At 62.1% G+C, this 18,775-nt stretch carries 15 protein-coding genes; 10 read left to right on the forward strand and 5 right to left on the reverse strand.

What is annotated here, in order from left to right; genetic code table 11:
• Positions 1–53 precede the first annotated feature (53 nt).
• From hrpA to H559_RS0114790, 5 genes are all read left to right on the forward strand, one after another.
• Positions 54–3,941, forward strand: a complete 3,888-nt coding sequence (gene hrpA, locus H559_RS0114770) for an ATP-dependent RNA helicase HrpA (protein ID WP_034641485.1) — start codon at positions 54–56, stop codon at positions 3,939–3,941.
• 251 nt (positions 3,942–4,192) lie between these two features.
• Positions 4,193–4,768: a septation protein A gene (locus tag H559_RS0114775; RefSeq protein ID WP_028453304.1), complete on the forward strand. Its 576-nt coding sequence runs from the start codon at positions 4,193–4,195 to the stop codon at positions 4,766–4,768.
• 18 nt (positions 4,769–4,786) lie between these two features.
• The gene (locus H559_RS0114780) at positions 4,787–5,089 is read left to right on the forward strand and encodes a YciI family protein (RefSeq protein ID WP_028453305.1); all 303 of its coding nucleotides are present in this window, start codon (positions 4,787–4,789) and stop codon (positions 5,087–5,089) included.
• A gap of 9 nt (positions 5,090–5,098) precedes the next feature.
• Positions 5,099–5,362, forward strand: a complete 264-nt coding sequence (locus H559_RS0114785) for a BolA family protein (RefSeq protein ID WP_211230956.1) — start codon at positions 5,099–5,101, stop codon at positions 5,360–5,362.
• A gap of 41 nt (positions 5,363–5,403) precedes the next feature.
• Positions 5,404–6,210 (forward strand): peptidylprolyl isomerase, encoded by an 807-nt coding sequence (locus H559_RS0114790; protein WP_081413088.1) that lies wholly within the window; start codon positions 5,404–5,406, stop codon positions 6,208–6,210.
• A gap of 102 nt (positions 6,211–6,312) precedes the next feature.
• Here the strand turns inward: H559_RS0114790 and H559_RS0114795 are convergent, their stop codons facing one another.
• Both H559_RS0114795 and H559_RS0114800 read right to left on the reverse strand, forming a co-directional pair.
• Positions 6,313–7,566: an HD-GYP domain-containing protein gene (locus H559_RS0114795; RefSeq protein ID WP_034641488.1), complete on the reverse strand. Its 1,254-nt coding sequence runs from the start codon at positions 7,564–7,566 to the stop codon at positions 6,313–6,315.
• A gap of 219 nt (positions 7,567–7,785) precedes the next feature.
• Complete coding sequence (locus tag H559_RS0114800) at positions 7,786–9,780, reverse strand: UvrD-helicase domain-containing protein (protein WP_028453309.1); 1,995 nt, start codon at positions 9,778–9,780, stop codon at positions 7,786–7,788.
• A 139-nt stretch (positions 9,781–9,919) separates the two neighbouring features.
• Between H559_RS0114800 and H559_RS0114805 the strand changes: the two genes are divergently transcribed.
• The gene (locus H559_RS0114805; RefSeq protein ID WP_028453310.1) at positions 9,920–10,858 is read left to right on the forward strand and encodes a flagellar brake protein; all 939 of its coding nucleotides are present in this window, start codon (positions 9,920–9,922) and stop codon (positions 10,856–10,858) included.
• A gap of 69 nt (positions 10,859–10,927) precedes the next feature.
• Here the strand turns inward: H559_RS0114805 and H559_RS0114810 are convergent, their stop codons facing one another.
• Entirely contained in the window at positions 10,928–11,860 is a 933-nt protein-coding gene (locus H559_RS0114810) for a 5-oxoprolinase subunit C family protein (protein ID WP_034641491.1), read from the reverse strand.
• A complete protein-coding gene (gene pxpB, locus H559_RS0114815; protein ID WP_245579380.1) occupies positions 11,851–12,522 on the reverse strand; it encodes a 5-oxoprolinase subunit PxpB in 672 nt (223 codons plus the stop codon). Before pxpB ends, H559_RS0114810 begins: the two co-directional genes overlap by 10 nt.
• A gap of 83 nt (positions 12,523–12,605) precedes the next feature.
• On the opposite strand from pxpB, the gene H559_RS0114820 reads away from it, so the two are divergent.
• Both H559_RS0114820 and H559_RS20675 read left to right on the forward strand, forming a co-directional pair.
• Positions 12,606–13,889, forward strand: coding sequence for a cyclic di-GMP phosphodiesterase (locus H559_RS0114820; RefSeq protein WP_034641493.1), 1,284 nt, complete (start codon positions 12,606–12,608; stop codon positions 13,887–13,889).
• A gap of 3 nt (positions 13,890–13,892) precedes the next feature.
• Complete coding sequence (locus H559_RS20675; protein ID WP_051279559.1) at positions 13,893–15,815, forward strand: PAS domain-containing hybrid sensor histidine kinase/response regulator; 1,923 nt, start codon at positions 13,893–13,895, stop codon at positions 15,813–15,815.
• A 13-nt stretch (positions 15,816–15,828) separates the two neighbouring features.
• Here H559_RS20675 and queG read toward each other — a convergent pair whose 3' ends face one another.
• The gene (queG, locus tag H559_RS0114830) at positions 15,829–16,905 is read right to left on the reverse strand and encodes a tRNA epoxyqueuosine(34) reductase QueG (protein WP_028453314.1); all 1,077 of its coding nucleotides are present in this window, start codon (positions 16,903–16,905) and stop codon (positions 15,829–15,831) included.
• On the opposite strand from queG, the gene tsaE reads away from it, so the two are divergent.
• Both tsaE and H559_RS0114840 read left to right on the forward strand, forming a co-directional pair.
• Positions 16,900–17,397, forward strand: a complete 498-nt coding sequence (gene tsaE / locus H559_RS0114835) for a tRNA (adenosine(37)-N6)-threonylcarbamoyltransferase complex ATPase subunit type 1 TsaE (protein WP_028453315.1) — start codon at positions 16,900–16,902, stop codon at positions 17,395–17,397. The genes queG and tsaE overlap by 6 nt on opposite strands.
• The gene (locus tag H559_RS0114840; protein ID WP_051279561.1) at positions 17,358–18,746 is read left to right on the forward strand and encodes an N-acetylmuramoyl-L-alanine amidase; all 1,389 of its coding nucleotides are present in this window, start codon (positions 17,358–17,360) and stop codon (positions 18,744–18,746) included. The genes tsaE and H559_RS0114840 overlap by 40 nt, the downstream gene beginning before the upstream one ends.
• Positions 18,747–18,775: the final 29 nt, after the last annotated feature.

The following is an 18,775-nucleotide window of genomic DNA, read 5'->3' on the forward strand; positions in this document are numbered from 1 at the left end:
TCCGGCGTGTTAAAATCCGCGGCTTGCTCCTCCATGCGACAAGCCCACACCTGATGTCCCGCCTCTCCGCCGCACTCGCCCAGTCTCTCTCCGATTGCCAGAGCGCCGACCGCTTTGCCCTCGGCAAACTGGCGCGCAGCCTGCATGAACGCCTGCAGCGCAAGCAACCCAGCAATCGCCTGCAAGCCCAGCTCGACCAGCAGCTCGCCGCATCGCTAGCGAAAACAGTTCGCCGCCGCGAGCGCCTGCCACGCCCGAAATTCGACGACGCGCTGCCGGTCAACCAGAAGAAAGACGAGCTGCTTGCCGCCATCGACAAACATCAGGTCGTCATCGTCTGTGGCGAAACCGGCTCGGGCAAAACCACGCAACTGCCCAAGCTCTGCCTGGCACTGGGGCGCGGCGTGCACGGCCTGATCGGCCACACCCAGCCACGACGGCTCGCCGCCCGCTCGGTCGCGCAGCGCATCGCCCAGGAACTGGAAAGCGAACTCGGCCAGCATGTCGGCTACAAGGTGCGCTTCAACGAAAAAAGCAGTGGCGACAGCTACATCAAGCTGATGACCGACGGCATTCTGCTGGCCGAAACCCTGTCGGACAAATTCCTTGCTGCGTACGACACGCTCATCATCGACGAGGCGCACGAACGCAGCCTGAATATCGACTTTCTGCTCGGCTACCTGAAACAACTGCTGCCGCGCCGTCCCGACCTGAAGGTCATCATCACCTCCGCGACGATTGATGCGGAACGCTTCAGCCAGCATTTCAACGGCGCACCGGTCATCGAAGTTTCAGGTCGCACCTATCCGGTGGAAGTACGCTATGCGCCGCTATCGGCACGCGACGAAGACGACGCTGAAATCGAAATGGAAGAAGCCGTCGTCAATGCCGTGGAAAATCTGTGGCTGCGTGATGGCAATGGTGATGTACTGGTTTTCCTGCCCGGCGAGCGCGAAATCCGCGAAACCGCCGAAGAACTGCGCAAGGCAAAATTGAGGGATGCTGAAATCCTGCCGCTGTTCGCACGACTGTCGAACGAAGACCAGCAGCGCATCTTCCGGCCGAGCAACGGCCGCCGCATTGTTCTTGCAACCAACGTCGCCGAGACTTCGCTGACCGTACCCGGCATCCGCTATGTGATCGATTCCGGCCTCGCGCGCGTCAACCGTTACAGCCCGCGCGCCAAGGTCGAACAATTGCTGGTCGAGAAAATCAGCCAGGCCAGCGCCCGCCAGCGCGCAGGCCGCTGCGGCCGTGTGGCGTCGGGCATCTGCGTACGGCTGTACAGCGAAGACGATTTCAATTTGCGCAGCGGTTTCACCGACCCGGAAATCGTGCGTTCCAGCCTTGCCGCCGTCATCCTGCGCATGGCCGCTCTCAAGCTCGGCCGCGTGGACGAGTTTCCCTTTATCGAAGCGCCATCGGGCAAACTGATTGCCGACGGGTATGCACAGCTACGCGAACTGGGTGCTGTTGACGAGAGCGATACCCTAACCCCTATCGGCCAGCAGCTCGCCCGCCTGCCGGTAGATCCACGACTGGCGCGCATGCTGCTGGCCGGCCACGAGCAGCACTGCCTGGCTGAAATCCTCATCATCACCAGCGCGATGTCGGTACAGGATCCGCGCGAGCGTCCGTTCGACGCGCGCGACGCCGCCGATCGTGCGCAACAGCGCTTCAATGACGAAAAATCGGACTTCCTGTCCTACCTGCACCTGTGGCACTGGTTCGAAAAGGAATCCGCCGAAAAGTCATCCAACCGCCAGCTGGTCCAGCGCTGCCACGAGCACTTCCTGTCGTGGCTAAGGCTCAGGGAATGGCGCGACCTGCACCGCCAGCTTGCCGACATCAGCGATGACATGAACTGGCGCCTGAACACCGCCCCCGCCACCTTCGAGCAGATCCACAAGGCATTGCTCACCGGTCTCCTGGGCCAGATCGGGATGAAATCGCAGGAGTCAGACGAATACCTCGGCGCGCGCGGCATCAAGTTCCATGTTTTCCCCGGCTCGGGGCTGAAAAAATCGCGCCCGAAATGGCTGCTGGCGGGCGAGCTGGTCGAGACCAGCAAGCTGTTTGCGCGAACTGTCGCCGCGATCGAGCCGGAATGGGTGGAAAAACTCGCACCGCATCTGGTCAAGCGCCAGTATTTCGACCCGCACTGGGAAAAAGACCAGGGCCAGGTGACTGCCAGCGAGCGCGTCACCCTGTACGGTCTGCCCATCGTGAACCGGCGCAAGGTTAATTACGGCGCGATCAATCCGGTTGAAGCGCGTGAATTGCTGATCCGCGAAGGCCTGGCGCGCTTCAACCTGAACACGCGCGGCAAATTCAACGACCACAATCTGGCCCTGCTGCTCGCTATCGAAGAACTGGAGCACAAATCACGCCGGCAGGATGTCCTCGTCGATGAAGAAACCCTGTTCCGTTTTTTTGATGCCATCCTGCCCGCTGACATCGTCAACGCAGCCGGCTTCGAGGCCTGGCGCAAGGAGGCGGAGAAAACCAGTCCGCAACTGCTGTTTCTGAGCCGTGAAGACCTGATGCGTCACGGCGCGGCGGCAGTCACGGAAGAGCAATACCCGGAAACCTTCAGGCTGGCAGACGCCAAACTCAAGCTCGCCTACCGTTTCGAGCCCGGCCATCCGCTCGATGGTGTCACGCTCACGCTGCCGCTGCACCTGCTCAACCGCGTGAATCACGCCACCTTCGACTGGCTGGTGCCGGGCATGCTGCGCGAGAAAATCACCCTGCTGATCAAGGCGCTGCCCAAGCCAATCCGCCGCCAATGTGTGCCTGTTCCCGAGTTTGCCACACGGATGATGGTCGAACTTGAGCGCGCCAATCGCGAAGAACCGTTGCTGCCCCAGCTCGCGCAGGCCGTCACGCGCGGCATCGGCCAGGCAGTGTCCGCCGATGATTTCGCCAGCGCCGAATTACCCGCCCACCTGCTGATGCACTTCCGCATCATCGACGACGCTGGGCAGGAACTCGCGCACGGCCGCGACCTGATTGCCCTGCGTGCACAGCTGGGCGAAGCCGCGCAGCTCACCTTCCGCGACGCCGACGAAGAAAGTACCGGCATCGAAAAATCCGGCATCGTGAAATGGGATTTCGGCGACCTGCCCGCCAAGCTCAACTTCAAGCGCAACGGGCGCAGCATGACCGGTTATCCCGCCCTGATCCCCGACGAAGAGGCGCTCGCCATCCGGCTGTTCGATACCGAGCACGCCGCACTGGCCGCGCATCGCGAGGGTGTGGTGCGCTTGCTGCAGCTCGAGCTGAAAGAGCACCTGAAACAGCTGCCGAAAAGCCTGCCGAACTTCAGCCAGCTCGCCATTCAGCTGCGCGCGCTCGGCAATGCCGACATGCTGATGGATGACCTGGTCGGCTGCATCTGCAACCGCGCCTTTCTGGGCGAAGACGAGCCGCCGCGCCGGAAAAAGGATTTCGACGAGCAGAAAAACCGCGCCAAGGTGCGGCTGCCATCGGTGCGCGATGCGGCGCTGCGCGCACTCAGTGACGTGGCCGCGGAATACATGCCACTCTGCAGCATCATCGCCAAGGCCGGCGCGCTCTCGCACGAACTGAAAACCCAGCTCGGCCAGCTGGTTTATGCGGGCTTCATGCAGCAGACTCCGTGGGAACAGTTGCCCCGTCTGCCGCTCTACCTGAAAGCCATGCGGGTTCGGCTTGAAAAGCGCGTCAGCAATCCGGCGCGCGACACACAACGCGGAGCGGAAATCCAGGAACTGTGGCAGCGCTGGGAAAACGAGCTGGCCAAATGGCAGCGCGAAGGCCGCGACACGGCGCCCCTGCTGCCCTTCCGCTGGATGCTGGAGGAATTGCGCATTTCACTGTTTGCACAGGAACTGCGTACCCCTTACCCGGTCTCAGTGAAGCGGCTCAACAAGATCTGGGATGAGCTGACCCGACGATAAACAGGGTATAGCCACGCAGCCATTTAAGTAAAAAGGCTGCACAGGCATACATGGCAATGTATTAAACAAGCACCGGTAGCCGGCCCGCATCTGGCCGGGCGAGTCTGGGCAAGCAGCGTTTGCTGCACACGATGATTGATCCGGCCCTCTGACATCTGAAACAGCAGAAGGCTGGATTAATCACACCGCGCACACCTTGCTCGCCCCCCATTACGGCCGCATAATCTGCGCTCCCTCTTCAGGCGACCTTCATGAAGTTTCTGTTTGATCTGTTTCCGATTCTGCTGTTTTTCGGTGTCTACAAATTCAGCGGCGACATCTACTGGGCAACCGGCGGTGCGATCGCTGCGACCGTGCTGCAGGTAGTCTACTGCCTGATCCGGCACCGCAAGGTCGAAACGATGCTGTGGGTGAATCTGGTGCTCATCACCTTGCTGGGTGGCGCAACAATCTACCTGCACAACGACGCCTTCATCTTCTGGAAACCAACCGCGCTCTATCTGTTCATGGCACTGGCGCTCTTGGCCGGCTGGTATCTGAAGCAGACCAATCTGATCAGAAAACTGATGGGCGAGCAGATCACGCTGCCCGATCCGGTCTGGCTGCAAATGCTATGGGGCTGGGCGCTGTTTTTCGCCGCCATGGCCGCCGTCAACACCCTGGTAATCGCGCTCAACTGTTTCGGCTTCGACCAGTCCATGCGGGTCAACCTGAAAATCTGGGGCAATATCGCCCTGCCCTTCGCCTTTGTCATCGCCCAGAGCATTTATCTGGCCAGGCACATCGAGCCGGAAACGGCGACGGCAGGCAAGGCAGAATCTGAATAATCGTTAAGGGACAGCACCATGCCGCTCTACAGTATCATCGGCACCGACGTTCCCGATTCGCTGGAACGCCGGCTCGCCAACCGCCCGCCGCACCTCGAACGCCTCAAGGCGCTGCAGGAAGCCGGCCGGCTGGTCCTTGCCGGCCCGTTTCCGGCCATTGACAGCGTCGACCCCGGCCCGGCCGGTTTCTCCGGCAGCCTGATCGTCGCCGAATTCGCTTCGCTCGACGAAGCCCGCACCTGGGCGGCGGCCGATCCGTATCAAACTGGCGGCGTCTACCAGGATGTCGTCATCAAACCCTTCAAACAGGTACTGCCATAATTGTCTGGTATGATTGATCTCGACGCAGAAATCCGCTCCCGCCTGGCCCCACTGCAGCCCGAAACCCTGCAACTGGACGACGAGAGTGCTGCCCACGCCGGCCATGCCGGCAGTGGCGGTGGAGGCCATTTCAACCTCCTGATCATTTCGCCGCAGTTTGCTGGCAAACGCCTGCTTGACCGGCATCGCATGGTCAAGGATCTGCTGAAAGATCTGATGCCGCACGCGATTCACGCACTCAGCATCCGCGCACTCAGCCCGGACGAGTTATAACCCGCCCGGCTGCTGCCGGGTGCAATACAGAAGGAAACTGCATGTTCAAGCCCAACCGCATTACTCTCGCCATCGCCGGCAGCATGCTGGCCCTGAGCGTTACCTCCATCACTGCAAGTGCTGCCGTTGCCACTGTAAATGGTGTTGCCATTCCGGACAGCCGCATGAACGCGGTCGTGAAGCAAGTCACCCAGCGTGGCCAGAAAGACACCCCGGAACTGCGCGCCCGCATCAAGGAAAAACTGATTCAGGACGAAATCCTGGCGCAGGAAGCCGTGAAACGCGGTCTGGACAAGACTGCCGACTACCAGGCTGGCCTCGACATGGCCAAGCAGCAGCTGCTGATCGGCGCGCTGGGCAATGACCTGATGAGCAAGGCCCAGGTTTCCGATGCCGATGTGAAGAAAGAATATGACCTGATCAAGGCCAATATGAGCCCGAAGAAGTACAAGGCTCGCCACATCCTCGTCAAGACCGAAGCTGAAGCCGATGCCATCCTGGCCGACCTGAAGAAGGGCAAGAAGTTCGAAGAACTGGCCAAGACCAAGTCGCTGGACAAGGGCAGCGCCGTACAGGGTGGTTCGCTGGGTGGCCCGCAAGGCGAATGGGTTGATCCGAAGCAGTTCGTTCCGCCGTTCGCCGATGCACTGAACGCGCTGGCCAAGGGCCAGATCAGCAAGGCACCGGTGAAGACCGAATTCGGCTTCCACATCATCAAGGCCGATGACGTGCAGGAGAACAAGGTTCCGGAATTCAAGGACGTGAAGGAACAGCTGACCCAGTCGATGCAGCAGAAAGCAGCGCAGAAGCAGGTCGAAGAGCTGACCAAGAAAGCCGACGTCAAGTAATACGCTGCGTCGACAGCCCGAAACCCGCTTGCCTGCAAGCGGGTTTTTTCATGCCTGCTATCCACAGGCCAGCCGGGCGTCAACGCGCATCTGCCTGAATTCCTATGCGACAAGCGCCGTTTTCCGCACCCCCACCGCAGCCAGGTCAACGGCCCCCAGATGGCGTTCGATCTGCTCGAACAGGCCCGAATCGAGCAAGTGCCGGTCAGCCCGGGCACGCAGGAGCCGCAGGATGGCATCCGGCGACATGGCATTGCGGTAAGGGCGGTTCTGCGCCAATGCCTGATACATGTCGGCCACATGGATGATGCGGGCCTCTGGCGGCATCTGCGCATCCTGCAGATGGAAGGGATAACCGCGTCCATCCAGCGTTTCATGGTGCCAGGCGGCCCAGCGCGCCATGTCGTCTATGCCACGCAGGCGTTTTAGCACCATATAGGTGGCAAAACTGTGCGCGCGCATGACACCGGCATCGTGCTCATTCAGTCCGCACGGGCTATCCAGAATATCGTCGGGAATCTGCAGCTTGCCGATGTCATGCAACAGGCCGGCAACTTCGACCATTTCGCAGCGCTCGTCATCAAGCCCGCCCAGCGCCGCCAGATAGCGTGAAACACGTGCCACGCCCAGCGAATGCTCGGCAGTAAAGGGGGATTTGGCGTCAATCACGTCGGCCAGCAGGTAGGCGCCCTGCTTGAAATCCGCCCAGCTCATGATCTCGTTGCCCGCTTGCGCGCGCATTTCATTCTGGTAATCAAGCACGCATTCGCTGTCGAGCATCAGCCAGAACGATTCGCATCGCGATGCTTCGGCAAATACCCCGATCCAGTACGGTGAAAACAGTGTCCCCGACAGGGCCAGCAGCTGATCGCGCAGCATGTTCGAGATGGCCAGCGTGCTGCGGTCAGCGTAGCTCGCGCGGGAGAGCGTATCGATGCGGTCGGCCAGAAACACCAGCGCGGCTTCTGTACGCACCGTATCCGGCAAGTCCAGTGTCTGCAAGGTTTCCCAGCGCGTGTGGTGATGACGGACAACTGGCGCCAGATCGGCCAGCGGCGCGCAGCGCGCCAGCAATGCCTCGCCGCGGATGCAGTGCGCCTCGGCTCCCTGCCATTCCAGCTCCATCGCGATGGCACGATGCTGCACCGTCGAGGAAACACCACAGTCATGCAGCAGGCCAAGCCGGTAGGCGCGCTGCCGTGCCGGCCAGTCGGCGCCAGCGGCCAGCGCCAGCTCGGCAGCCAGCAAGCCGACCCGGCGGCCATGCCAGGCGTCGTCCAGCCCGACCAGATCGATCGCGTGGGCGAAGGTGAAAATGAAGTCTTCCAGCTGAACCGAAGGGAGAATGGTGCTCATGGCCAAATCCTGACGTTAAGCTGATTCAAGTCTAGATTAACCTCGACAGAAATTCAGCCCGGCCTTACCAGCGGCACCCGGACAAAAGCATGGGTATATACACCTACCCTTTTGAAATAAATGGCCAAACAAACATACCCTACACCCTATATGGAGAAGCCGGATAGAATGTCCGTTTTGCAGAAGCCAGCCCGCTCCAGCCGCAGGCAGCAGACGGCATCAGCCCAGACGTGCCAGAATGCTGGCCGCCATGCCGCGCGCTTCCTGCTTGGTGATCGCCGGGGTGTTCTTGTCGGGAGCCAGGCGCCCCGAGAAACGCACATCCTCAACCGGCATTTCCCTGAGGAAACGGCTGGGCTGCGTAATTTGCCATTCGCCGGCGCGGCGGCGCTTGCCGCACCAGGTGATGGTCAGCGTGCGCTGTGCCCGGGTGATGCCGACGTACATCAGCCGGCGCTCTTCCTCGACGGTGCCGGCCTCGATGGAATTCTGGTGTGGCAGGATTTCTTCCTCGCAGCCAACCAGAAACACATGCGGGTATTCCAGGCCTTTCGACGCGTGCAGCGTGGTCATTTTCACCGCATCGACCTCTTCCTCGTCGCGCCCTTCGAGCATGGTGATCAGCGCAATCGTCTGGGTAAGTTCAAGCAGGTCCTTGCCGTCGCGCTCGCCCTTCTTGGCGATCCAGTCGACGAAATCCATCACCGTGTTCCACTTGGTTTCGGCCGGGCGCGCTTCCTCGCTGTCGTACAGCCAGGTTTCGTAGTCGATGGCCTTGAGCATTTCCATCAACAGAGGACCAGCCGGCTCGCGTGGCGCGCGGAACTGCATGCGGCCGATGAAATCGGCAAAATCTTTCAGTGGCGTGTACTGCGCAGCCTGCACCTGATGAATGAACCCTTCCTCGTATACCGCTGCATACAGCGATATATTTCGCTGCTGGGCATATACCCCTAGCTTCTCCAGCGTGACATTGCCGACACCGCGTTTGGGCGTCGTCACCGCGCGAATGAAGGCCGGGTCGTCCTTGTCGTTCACCAAGAGGCGCAGGTAGGCGAGGATGTCCTTGATTTCAGCCTTGTCGAAAAACGACTGCCCGCCGGAAATCTGGTAGGGAATCCGGTGCTCGCGCAGCGCCTGCTCGATGATGCGCGCCTGGAAGTTGCTGCGATACAGGATGGCGTAATCCTTGAAGTCGGTCTGCGCTTCGAACTTGTGCGCCAGCAGCTTCATCGCGATCAGCTCGGCCTCGTGCTCCTCGTTCTTGGTTTCGACCACCTGGATCGGATCGCCCACGCCCAGTTCGCTCCACAGGGTTTTCTCGAACAGCTTGGGATTGTTGGCGATCACCGCATTCGCACAGCGCAGGATTCGCGCCACCGAGCGGTAATTCTGCTCGAGCTTGATCACGCGCAGCTGCGGGAAATCGTCCTGCAGCGTGCGCAGGTTTTCCATGTTCGCGCCGCGCCAGGCGTAAATCGACTGGTCGTCGTCACCCACGGCGGTGAACTGGCCCGAAACATTGCACAAGAGCTTCACCAGATCGTACTGCGTGGTATTGGTATCCTGGCACTCGTCGATCAGCAGGTATCGGAGCCGCGAACGCCATTTCTGCAGGATTTCGTCATTGCGCTCCAGCAGATCGACCGGCAGGCGGATCAAATCGTCAAAATCCACCGCCTGATAGGCCGTGAGCGTGTCCTGATACTGGCGGTAGAGTCGCGCCAGATGCATTTCACCGTCGCTGGCGGCATTGCGGATGGCGTCGTCCGGGCCGATGCGGTCATTTTTCAGCAGCGAAATCTGGCTGACCGTCTGGCGGATCAACCCCTTGTCGGTGGTCTGCAGGATGTCGGAGAGGATTTTCCAGCTGTCGGCCGAGTCCAGAATCGAGAATTGCGGCTTGTAGCCCAGATGTTTCGCCTCTTCACGCAGGAAACGCATGCCGAGGCTGTGAAAGGTTGAGACAGTCAGGCCGCGCAACATGGGCGCGGGCAGCAAGGTGGAAACCCGCTCCTGCATTTCGCGCGCCGCCTTGTTGGTAAAGGTGATCGCGGCGATATTGCGCGCGTCCATGCCGGCCTGTTCGATCAGGTAGGCGATTTTCTGCGTGATTACCCGCGTCTTGCCGGAACCGGCGCCGGCGAGCACCAGGCAGGGCCCGTTCAGGTATTGCACGGCGGCGCGTTGCGCGGGGTTGAGCAGATGCAGCATGGATGAAAAGCCCGATAGATCAGTGTCTTGCGAGGGCGCGATTCTAGCACGTGCACAGTGGCAGCGTCCGGTGATTGGCAGGACCGGAAAAGTAGATTACAAATGCAAGCATTAACGACTGCTAATAGAACGGCTCCCGATGCCCGAGGACGATCTCTTACCGCTGCGCAAACAGGATCTGCAGGTCGGTGCTGCCCTGCCCTATCCTGTCTACGACCGTCAGCGCAAGCTGCTGATCGCCGCCGGTGACGTGATCCAGAACGAAAAACAGATCGAAACGCTCACCGCCATCGGCTTTTTCTGCAATCCGCAGTGGAACGCCCCTCGCGCCGCAGCTCCAGCAGGCGGCGCGCGCGTGCATCGCCCGGCGCCCCCGCCCGAGCCCGAAGCCCCGGACAACGAAGCGCGGGGCGAACGCACGCAGGTACAGAAAACCCTGGCACAGACCAAGCTGCAGCCTGGCATGGTGGTCTACCTGCAATCGGCCGGCGATGCGCTCAAGCCCAAGGCAGCGGTCAAACTCATCGGCTGGCTGGAGAAAACGGCGATTCTGGTCAGCGCCGTCGGTGCCAACGGCGCGGTACTGCCGTTTCGCGACGATGAAGTCGTGCAGTTCAAGGCGATTGCCGGCAAGGACATCATTTCCTTTTTCGCCCGCGTGGTGAAAATGAGCTACACGCCCTACCCGCTGCTGCATCTGGCCTGGCCGGAACAGCTGCAGATCCACCAGCTGCGCAAGAGCCTGCGCGTGAATACCCGCCTGATCGCCAGCGCCAGCCGGGCGGCGCCCGCGCAGCCCGGCAATTTTTCAGCGCGTGTGGTCAATCTCTCCGCCGGTGGTGCAATGCTGGAAAGCGCCGACCCACTGGGCAGCAAGGGCGACGGCTTGCAGCTGGGCATGCGCATCCCCGCGGCGGGTGAATCGCACACCATCAGCATTCACGCGGTCATCCGCAATATCCATGATCCGGAAATCAATCCGGACGCGCGCGGCTGGGGCGTTGAATTTGTCGATCTGCCAATGGCCGAGCGGCTGATCCTCGAACACTACATCTACCAGATGCTGCTGGAAAATTGAGCCAAACCCAGCGCACACCACACCATACCCTGCGGCATATAGCGCCACAGCCAAACAAATAAAAATCGCTCAAGAACATACCCCAAGCGATTTCTGCAAACGGGCCAGCCATTCACGCTGCAGCCGCAAGGCGGTCAGCGCCTCGGCCTGATCGACCCTGACAAAATGCACGCTCTGTCCGGCACGCCACTGGCCACAGCGCCAGACATCCGCCGCGATCACCTGGGCAATCAGCGGATAACCACCGGTGAGCTGCGCGTCGGCCAGCAGCACAATGGGCTGCCCGGCAGGCGGCAGCTGCACGCTGCCGGGCAGGACCGGATGCGAGAACAGGCTTTCATCCGTGAACCGCTCCAGGGCCGCCCCCTGCAAACGAGCCCCCATGCGGTTGCTGGCCGAGTCAATTTGCCAGGCTGTCTGCAGGAAGGTGTGGCGCGCAACGTCGTCTAGCCACGGCCATTGCGGCCCCGGCAGGATGCGCACCCAGTCGGCCAGTGCCGGCATGCGGATGGCCCGTCCGGCCGCGCTACGCCCTCCCGGCGCAACCGGCAGCTCGTCACCGGGCCGTAGCGCACGCCCCTGCCAGCCACCGCATGCGGCCTGCAGACGGGTACTGCGGCTACCCATGAATTCATCAGCATCAAGCCCGCCGGCAACCGCCAGATAACTGCGCAGCCCGGCATGTGGCGCAGCAATGTGCAGCTCCTCGCCCTTGTGCAGCACAAACGCCGTCGCCATGGTTCTTGGCCTGCCATTCACCCGCATGCTGCACGGCGCACCGGTCAGCGCCAGCCAGTGATCCTGCCCGGCGCGGATGCGCACATTGCCCAGCGTGATTTCCAGCACGGCGGCTGAGCCCGGATTACCCACCAGCCAGTTGGCCAGCCGGCACGACAGGGGGTCAGCGGCACCGCCAGCGGCAATCCCGGCCTGCATCGCGCAAGGCGAGCCGAGATCCTGTACCGTGGTCTGGATGCCGGATTTCAGAACGATCAGCGACATGATGCCTGCTCCGGCACGAAACGCACGCGGTCCCCGGGTTGCAACAGTGCAACCGGGTCCCGGGCGGGGTTGAACAGACGGCTGCTGCTGCGGCCGATCAGCTGCCAGCCGCCCGGCGCAGCTTGCGGGTAGATGCCGGTCTGGCCACCGCCGATTCCCACACTGCCGGCCGGTACGCACAGACGGGGCTCGGCGCGGCGCGGCGTTGCCAGCAACGGATCCATGCCGCCCAGATAGGGAAAACCGGGCAGGAAGCCGAGGCAATACACCTGGTACTCGGCTGCCGCATGGCGCTCGATCACTTCCGCCGGCGACAGGCCACAGCATTCGGCCACGACATCCAGGTCGGGGCCATGCGCCCCGCCATACGTCACCGGCAGCAGATGCAGCACGGCACTGGCACGTTCCACCGCTTCCGCCTGCTGCCAGCCCGCCAGCAACAGCTCGCTTGCCTCGTCCGCCGGGCAAACCAAGGGATCAAACGACAGGCCAAGGTGATACACCCCCAGAACAGGCTGCCAGCCGCTTGCCCGCAGGGCATCCGCCAGCTGCCACAAGCGCTGCTGGCACTGCAATTGCGGCGGAGTCTGCAGCACCAGCATGCCTTCGCCCACGGGGAACACGATCACGCCGGTGCAGTCCGGCACTGCGGTGTCTTCCACTATTCGGAATCTCCTGAAAAATGACGACGAAGCATCCATACTGGTTGCTGAGCGCAGCTGACCAGCAAACTACAAAAAACGTCATGATCCTACAAAGCCAACCCGCTGAAGCCCATTATCTGCACCCTGACCAATTGCAGGTCGGGATTTACATCCATCTTGACCTGGGCTGGATGGATCACCCCTTTGCACTGGGGAGCTTCAAGATCAAATCGCCGGCGCAGATTGCCACGATCAGGCAGCTCGGCCTGCAGCGCATCCGCTATTCGCCCGAGCAGAGCGACTGCCCGCCCCTTTCCGAACCAGCCAGCGATGCCGGTCCCGCGCCGCCTCCGCCGACAGAGCCCGACCCCGAGCTGCAGGCAAGACTGGCGGCCAAACGCGAGGCCCAGGCAAAGGCCGCGCGCCGGCAAGCGCTGCTGCAGGCCTGCGAGCGGGATTTCACCCAGGCCGCGCAAGTCGTCCGCCAGATCAACAAGCAAATCTACTCGCGTCCGGAAGAAACCGCAGCACAGGCCGACCGTCTGCTCGGCCACATGCTGGATTCGCTGCTGGTGGAAAGCGATATCGCGCTGCAGCTGATGAATGACAAGGGTGGCAGCGACGAGCTGTATTTCCACTCGCTGAATGTGTCCGTGCTGGCCCTGCTGCTTGGCAAGGCACTGGGCCTGCCGCGCGACGACATCCACCAGCTCGGGCTGGCCACCCTGCTGCACGACGTAGGCAAAACGCGGATTCCCGATCGCGTGCTGCTGAAAACCGACACGCTCACTCTGGCCGAACGCAAGCTGCTGGCCCAGCATTGCGAATGGAGCATGGAGGCGGCAAAGGCGGCCGGCCTGTCCGAGCAGATCCAGCGCATCATCCTGCAGCATCACGAGCTGGCCGATGGCAGCGGCTATCCGCAGCAGCACAAGCTGGCCGATATCGACCCGCTGGCGCGCGTGCTGGTGGTGGTGAACTATTACGACAACCTCTGCAACCGCATCAACCCGATGGAATCGCTGACGCCGCACGAAGCTCTCGCGCAGATGTTTGCCCAGCACCGCAGCCAGTTTGACAGCCAGATTCTCGGCACTTTCGTACGCAGCATGGGGGTATATCCACCAGGCTCTTGCATCCAGTTATCAAGCGGGCAATACGCCATAGTGGTATCCGTCAATGCCAGCCGGCCGCTGAAACCCTCGGTGCTGGTGTACGACCCCGAGCTGCCGCGCGACATTGCCAACATCATCAATCTCGAGCAGGACGACTCGCTCAACATCAGCAAATCGGTCAAGCCCGTGCAACTGCCGCGTACGGCCGCCGATTACCTGAGCCCGCGCAAGCGCACGACCTACTACTTCCGTCCGAACGAGGAAGGCTGAAGCATGAACACGACGCCGCCGGCAGCCGAGCCGCCTCCCGCCGACCTGCTGCTGGCCGCGTGTCAGGAAAGTGTGCTGCTGGTGGACGCACAGACCCTGTGCATCGCTGCGGCCAATCCGGCGGCAGAAGTCATGCTGCATTATCCGCCCGGCGCTCTCGCCGGCCTGCCGGTCAGCCAGGTCGAATCGGGCCTCTCCGAGCTGTTTTACTGGGAAGAAGTCAGCGCAGGCGAATACCGTACGCTGACCGGCGTACGCAGCGAATACCAGCGCAGGGATGGCTCCACCCTGCCGGTCGAACGATCTGTGCGCCCGGTCAGCTGGCAGGGGCGCACCTGGCTGGTAATCTCGAGTCATGACATCAGCAGCATGCTGATGCAGGAGCAGCTCAATGCACGCAACAGCGCGCTGCTCTCGACCACGCTGGAGGCCACCGTTGATGGCCTGCTGGTTACCGGACTCGATGGCCGCATCGAGCATTTCAACCACCGCTTTGCCGAATTCTGGATGCTCTCGCCCGATTTGCTGCAAGGCAGCGCGGAAGGAATCCGCCAGGCCATGCTGCAGCAGATGGTGGACCGGCACGCCTTCGAGCTGTGGTGGCTGAAAACCCTGGAGCACCCGCATCACGATTACAGCTTCACCTGCGTGCTGCGCGACGGACGGGTAATCGAGCTGTCCTCGCGCCCGCAAATCCTGAACGACCGCCCCATTGGCCGCGTCACCGGCTTTCACGACATGACGCGCATCAAGCAGCATGAAACGGCCTTGCTGGAAGCGCGCGACCAGGCACAGGCAGCCAACCAGGCCAAATCGGATTTCCTCTCGCACATGAGCCACGAGCTGCGCACGCCGCTCAATGCCATCCTCGGCTTTGCCCATCTGCTGCGCGAAGACACTGACGAAGGCAGCCGTGAAATGGTCGGCCATATCCTGACTGCCGGCCAGCATCTGCTGGCGCTCATCAACGAAGTGCTCGATCTCGCCAGCATCGAAGCCGGCCGTCTCCGGATCAGCCTGGAGCCACTGGATCTCGCTCCGGTCATCGAAGATTGCCTGATGCTGGTCCGCCCGCTGGCGCAGGCGCGCGGCATCACTATCACATTGCAGGGTGCGCCGGCCGGGCAGTACTGCGTGATTGCCGATGCCCGCCGCCTCCGGCAGATGCTCATCAACCTGCTCTCGAATGCCGTCAAATACAACCGCGAGCACGGCAGTGTCTCGATTGCGGTCAGTTATACCGACCATGGCATGTGGCGCATATCCGTGACCGATACCGGCCTTGGCATGACGGATACCGAGCTGAAGCAGCTTTTCCAGCCCTTCAGCCGTGTCGGCAAGCATCAGAACAGCATCGAGGGAACCGGAATCGGCCTGGCCTTTACCCGCAAGCTGGCCTTGCTGATGCATGGCAATATCGGCGTGGAAAGCGAAGCCGGCACTGGCAGCCGCTTCTGGATCGATCTGCCGGCCGGCTCGCTGCCGCTTGCGGACCGCTGCCCGCCACAGGCCGAACATGAGGACAGCAGTTCACCCCAGATGGCGACGCTGCTCTACATCGAGGACGACGAACTCAACCAGCGGGTACTGCAGAGCGTCTTCGCGCGGCTGCGGCCGCAGTTCTGCCTGATCATGGCCGGCAGCCTCGGCGACGGCCTGCAACTGCTGGAGCAGGCGCATCCCGATCTGCTGCTGCTGGATCTGCACCTGCCCGATGGCGCTGGCCTGGGCCTGCTGCAGTGCATCCGCCATTCGCCCTCCGGGCGGACGCTGCCGGTGATTGCACTATCCGGCGACAGTGGCATCGAGCAGGCCGCCGCAGCGCTGGAGTCCGGCTTTGCCGGCTACCTGACCAAGCCGCTGGATATCGACGTTGTCGTAAAGCTGGTCGATGACATGCTGGCCGCGCACCGTCTTGGCGGCTGAAGCATTCCGGGGATCAGCCCAAGTCAGTCCGGCCGGCATGCTGCGCCAGCGCCCAGGTCACATGCTCGCGCACCAGCTCGCTCGCATCGTCAGCGCGCGCCTGCAGCGCTGCCATCACGGCCGCACTGCGCGGCGCATTGCCCAGCCCCACGGCCAGATTGCGCAGCCACTGCTCGTAACCGATGCGGTAAATCGGGCTGCCCGCCATGCGGGCCAGAAAATCGGCTTCGCTCCATGCGAACAGCTCCACCAGCGTGGCCGCATCCAGCCCGTGCCGCACCTGAAAATCGGCCTCCTCCGTTGTGACCGCAAAGCGGTTCCACGGACAGACCAGCTGGCAGTCATCGCAGCCATACACGCGATTACCGAGCATGGGCCGGAATTCGACCGGAATACTGCCCTTCAGCTCGATGGTCAGGTAGGAAATGCAGCGACGGGCATCAACCTGATACGGCGCAACGATCGCCTGCGTCGGACAGACATCAATGCAGCGGGTGCAGCGCCCGCAATGCTCATCGGGCATGGGCGCATCGGCGGGCAGCGGCAGATCGGTAAACAGCTCGCCCAGAAAAAAGAAGGAACCATATTCGCGGTTCAGCAGCAGCGTGTGCTTGCCACGCCAGCCCTGCCCGGCATTCACTGCCAGCGCCACTTCCAGCACCGGTGCCGAATCGACGAACACGCGATGACCAAAGGGCCCGATGCGCGCCGCCAGCCGCTCGGCCAGTTGCTGCAGACGATTGCGCAGCACTTTGTGATAATCGCGCCCCAGCGCATAGCGCGACAGATAGGCGCGCTCGGCATCGGCGAGGTTTTCTTCCGCAGCGGCGGCGCCGGGCGGCAAATAGGGCAGGAAAACGCTGATCACCGATAGCGTGCCCGGCACCAGCTCGGCCGGGCGGGCGCGCTTGAGTCCGTGGCGTGCCATATAATCCATCTCGCCGTGGTAACCTGCCGCCAGCCAGTCGAGCAGCCCCTGTTCAGCGTGCGCAAGGTCAACGCCGGAAATCGCCGCACGCGCAAAGCCAAGCTCGACCGCCCAGTCCTTTACCGTTTTCGCCAGTTCAACATAATCGAGTTCTGCATGCATAAGCCCGATGATACCGCCTTCAGCCAGGAATTCCTCCTTGCCGACGAGAGCGCCACGCTCGCGCTGGGTGCGGCGCTCGCCACCGCCCTCGCGCCAGGTTTGGTCATCGAGCTGGAGGGCGATCTCGGCGCCGGCAAAACCACGCTCACCCGTGGCATCCTGCGCGGCCTCGGCTTTGCCGGCCGTGTGAAAAGCCCCACGTATACGCTGGTTGAACCTTATACAATTTCTAACTTATACTTATATCACTTTGATTTATATCGGTTTAACGACCCGGAAGAATGGGAAGACGCCGGCTTCCGGGAACATTTCAATCCGGACAGCGTCTGCCTGATCGAATGGGCCGACAAGGCCGCCGGCCTGCTGCCGCAACCCGACTGGCGCATCACGCTGGTTCCGGAAGGCACAGGCCGCAGAGCACGACTCGACGTTTTCAGCGAACAAGGCAAGGCATGCGCAACAAGGGTATCACTCCACAGCCCAATGAATTGAAAGCCCCTGAGCACATACCCTCAAGGCGCTGGATACTGCAGGCGGCTGCCGCCTCCTTCCTGCTCAGCGTGGTCCCACGCGGCATGGCTGCGGATGGCACACCCAGCGTTGTCGCTGTCCGCGTCTGGCCTTCCATGGCCTACACCCGCGTCACCATCGAATCCACCGCGCCGCTCACCTTCAAGCAGTTTGCCCTGAAAGACCCCGAGCGCCTGGTCGTCGACCTCGAAGGCATCGACATCAACAGCCAGCTGCAAAGCCTGGCCGGCAAGGTACTGCCAGACGACCCGTACATCCAGCAGCTGCGCGCGGGCCGCAACAAGCCGGGCGTGGTGCGTCTGGTGCTCGACATGAAAACCGAGACCAAGCCGCAGGTCTTCACCCTGCCGCCGGTGGCTGAATACCAGCACCGGCTGGTGATCGACCTCTACCCGGCACATCAGGATGACCCGCTGCTGGCTTTCCTCAGCGACCAGGACAAGCGCGACACGCCAGCGCTGACCAAATCCGAAACGCTGGCACAGAACGACGCCTCCGCCGCAAAGCCCGCAGAGAAACCCAAAGCTGCGGAACGGCCGCAGGCGGAAAAGCAGGCCCAGCCTGACGCGGTTGATCGCAATACGCTGAAAGTGGACCGCCTGATTACCGTGGTGCTCGACCCCGGCCACGGCGGCGAAGACCCCGGCGCGGTCGGTCCGGGCGGCACCTATGAGAAAACCGTGGTACTGGCCATTGCCCGCCGCCTGAAAACCCTGCTGGAAGAAGACCCCAACGTGCGCGTGGTGCTCACGCGCGACGGCGATTATTTCGTGCCGCTGGGCACGCGCGTCAAGAAAGCGCGAGCCGTGCAGGCCGACCTCTTCATGTCGATCCATGCCGACGCGGCCCTGCGGCAGGATGCCAACGGTTCATCGGTGTTTGCGCTGTCTGATAAGAGCGCCACCAGCGTGCAGGCGCGGATGCTGGCGCAAAGCCAGAACGCGGCCGACCTGATCGGCGGCGTAAAAATCGACAACAAGAACCCGGAGCTCGCCCGCGTCCTGATGGACCTGACGATGACCTCGACCATCAACGACAGTCTGAAGCTCGGCAAGGTGATGCTCGGAGAGCTGTCGGACATCAACCGCCTGCACAAGCCGCATGTCGAGCAGGCCGGCTTTGCCGTGCTGAAAGCGCCCGACATCCCTTCCGTGCTGGTGGAAACCGCCTTCATTTCCAATCCGGCCGAAGAACAGAAGCTCGTCACCGAGGAATACCAGCAGAAAATGGCGCAGGCCTTGCAGCGCGGCATCCGCAAGTATTTCGCCAAATACCCGCCGCAACCGCGCACGAAACTGGCCAGCAATTAGGACGCCCCCTCCATGCAGCATGAAAAAAC

Origin of the sequence: Chitinilyticum aquatile DSM 21506 (assembly GCF_000430805.1) — a bacterium.
GTDB lineage: Bacteria > Pseudomonadota > Gammaproteobacteria > Burkholderiales > Chitinibacteraceae > Chitinilyticum > Chitinilyticum aquatile.